The organism is Streptomyces sp. LS1784 (assembly GCF_020103755.1).
Taxonomy (GTDB): domain Bacteria; phylum Actinomycetota; class Actinomycetes; order Streptomycetales; family Streptomycetaceae; genus Kitasatospora.
The window spans coordinates 1-2,730 of record NZ_JAHSQD010000824.1 but is presented as its reverse complement, the minus strand read 5'-3'; the positions used below and the strand labels follow the sequence as shown (position 1 = coordinate 2,730).

General features: G+C 75.9%; 3 protein-coding genes and 1 pseudogene. 1 reads left to right on the top strand and 3 read right to left on the bottom strand.

Annotation, left to right across the window (positions count from 1 at the left end; genetic code table 11):
- Positions 1-657: NPCBM/NEW2 domain-containing protein (locus KS423_RS42940; protein WP_224285123.1), on the top strand; the 657-nt coding region annotated here is incomplete at its 5' end.
- Between the two features lie 111 nt (positions 658-768).
- On the opposite strand, the gene KS423_RS42935 is transcribed toward KS423_RS42940, so the two are convergent.
- From KS423_RS42935 to KS423_RS42925, 3 genes and pseudogenes are all read right to left on the bottom strand, one after another.
- Complete coding sequence (locus KS423_RS42935) at positions 769-1,473, bottom strand: DsbA family protein (RefSeq protein ID WP_224285122.1); 705 nt, start codon at positions 1,471-1,473, stop codon at positions 769-771.
- Positions 1,474-1,575: 102 nt separating this feature from the next.
- Positions 1,576-2,097, bottom strand: a complete 522-nt coding sequence (locus KS423_RS42930) for a universal stress protein (protein ID WP_224285121.1) — start codon at positions 2,095-2,097, stop codon at positions 1,576-1,578.
- 366 nt (positions 2,098-2,463) lie between these two features.
- Positions 2,464-2,730 (bottom strand): annotated as a pseudogene (locus KS423_RS42925) (asparagine synthase); the annotation flags it as partial.

Genomic DNA, 2,730 nt, shown 5'->3' with positions numbered 1-2,730 from the left:
CCGACTCCGCCGCCCGCCACCACCCAGGCGCCGGAGCCCGTCATGCCCGCACCCGGCCCGCAGGCGCCGCAGCCGACCGTCGCTCCCCCGGTCGTGCCGGTGCCGACCCTGCCGCCGCTGCCCACGCCCGACGTGCCGGTCATCCCGACGCCCACCCTGCCGCCGGTGCCGACCCCGACCGTCACCACGCCGACGCCGCCCGTGCTCAGCGACTTCTGGGGCGACTCGCTGCCCGTCCTCAAGCCCGGCAACAACCGGGTGCCGCTGCCCGAGCCGAGCATCCGGCAGAAGGGCAGCGACAAGTTCTGGCAGCGTGACGGCGGCTGGATCGGCGGCGACTACCACCCGCACGCGATCACCGTGCACGCCCCGGCGACCACCGTGATCGACCTCAACCGCAGCTGCACGTCCTTCGACGCGGTGGTCGGGGTGGACGACGCCACGCTCTCGCCGGGCGGGGTCGTCTTCTCCGTCCAGGGCGGCGACGGCACCACCCTGTGGCGCTCCCGCGCGCTGGCCGTCGGCGACGACGCTATGCCGGTGCACGTGCCGCTGACCGGGCAGAAGTCGGTCAAGCTGGTGGTCACACCGGTGAACGGGATCTGGTCGGCGCTGAACGTCGCGGACTGGGCCCAGGCCCGCTTCCGCTGCTCGTGACGGGGGCTCGCTCCGGGCGCTCATGACGGAGCCCGCTCCAGGGGGCCTGGAGCGGGCCTCGGGTCCGCGGTGCCGCGCGACCGACGCGGAATGCACGGCCGCGACCGGCCGTCAGATGGCGCAGGAGCCGTCCGCGCAGGCCTCCCCGGCCGGGGCGACCTGCACCGGGGCGGGGCGGCGCTCACCGATCTCGGCGGCGACCTGCTCCAGCACCTTGCGGAAGGTCGCGGCGTCCTGGCCGCCCTGAACCGCCCACTTGCCCTCGAAGACGAAGGTCGGCACGGCGTTGATGCCCAGCTCCCGGCCCTCGGCCAGCTGGGCGTTGACCTCGGCGGTGCCCTCGTCGCCCGCCAGGTAGGCGGTCACCCGGTCCCGGTCCAGGCCGGCCGACACGGCGACGTCGGTCAGTGCGGCGCGGTCACCGACGTCGACGCCGTCGGTGAAGTGCGCCTTCAGCAGTGCCTCCTTCAGCCGTCCCTGGGCGGCCGGGCCGTACTCGGCCTCGGCGAGGTGCAGCAGGCGGTGCCCCAGGAAGGTGTTGGCGTGCAGCGCGGCGTCGAAGTCGTACGTGATGCCCTCGACGAGGCCCAGCTCCGCCACCCGGGCGTCCATCGCCACCGACTGCGGGCCGTAGCGCTCGGCCAGCCAGGCACGGTGCGGGCTCGCCGTCGCGGGAGCGTCCGGGACCAGCTGGTACGGGCGGTAGACGACCTCGACCCGCTCCTTGCCCGGGAAGTCCGCCAGGGCCTGCTCGAAACGGCGCTTGCCGATGTAGCACCAGGGACAGGCGATGTCGGACCAGATCTCGACCTTCATGCGGGTGGCTCCAGGGGGCGTCTTGTCAGATGTGTACGAGATGGGTGAACGATGAACCATCTCGGGACATTCCCGGCACCCCGCGGGCGTCCTCCCGGCCGGTCAGGCCGCGGGCGGCGCCGGGACCACCAGCACCGGGCAGGCCGCGTGGTGCACGACCGCCGAGCACACCGAGCCCAGCAGCAGCCGGGCGAAGCCGCCGTTGCCCCGGGTCCCGATCACCAGCGTGTGCTGCCGGGCCGCCGCCTCCAGCAGCACCTCGATCACATTGCCCAGCACCACGTGCAGCGACAGCTCCCCCGCGTACGGCGCGGAACGCTGGCGCTGCACGGCGGCCACCGAGCGGCGCAGCCCGTCCGCCATGCTCTCGACCAGCGTCTCCACGCTCTCCTGCACCAGCTCCGCCATCCCCGGCGGGTAGCCGGCCGGCGCCGGGTTGACCACGGCGAGCACGTACAGCGGCAGCCCGAACCGCTCGGCCTCCGTCATCGCCCGGTCCAGCGCCCACAGCGACCCGTCCGACCCGTCGCACGCCGCCAGCACCCCCGGCGGGCGCCCCGCCGGCGGACGCCCGAGCACCGACAGCACGACCGGCACATCCCGCCCCGCGCTCCCAGCGGCCACCGCACGTCCTCCTCGCCCCGGATCCACACCCCCGTCATCATCACCGCCCCGCCGATCCGGGCCCGGCAACCGCGCCGCAGGGCGGGGAGGAGGAGGGGTGGAGGAGGGGTGGAGGAGGCGGAGAAGTCGCGTGTGCCGGAGCACGCTCCGGGGGTCAGGGGACGGCCGGGGCCGGGGTTGCGGGGCGGGGGCCGGGGCGAGCCGGGCGGGCTCAGCGCGTCCGGGTGGGCGGCTGGGGACCCCGTCCGATGGGCGCCTCGGTGGCGGGAGGCGCCGGACGCGGGACCGGGCTCCCGCCGCTGGGCAGGACTCCGCAGACCGCGTCGTGGCAACGCAGGCCCACGCGCCGCGGTGACGGGACCGGACTCACGAGGTGAGGGCCGGCTGGCGGGGGCTGGGCAGGCCCGTCCAGCAGGCGCCGTGGCGGCGGGCGCGGATGCGGCGGAGCCAGAGTTCGGTGGAGACGAGGTCGGCGAGGCCGGCGAGGGCGGAGGGGGGCAGGGGGTTGGTGGGGTCGGCGGACCGGGCGAGGCCGGCGCGGACGGCGGGGAGGTCGATGAGGCCGGCGTCGGCGAGCAGCGGGGCGTCGAAGAGTTCGGCGAGCCCGTCGGCGGCGAGGCGCAGGCCCGCGCG

Bases quoted from the DNA above. Each gene is read 5' to 3' on its own strand.
- KS423_RS42935 (WP_224285122.1), bottom strand. From the start codon at position 1,473: ATGAAGGTCGAGATCTGGTCCGACATCGCCTGTCCCTGGTGCTACATC.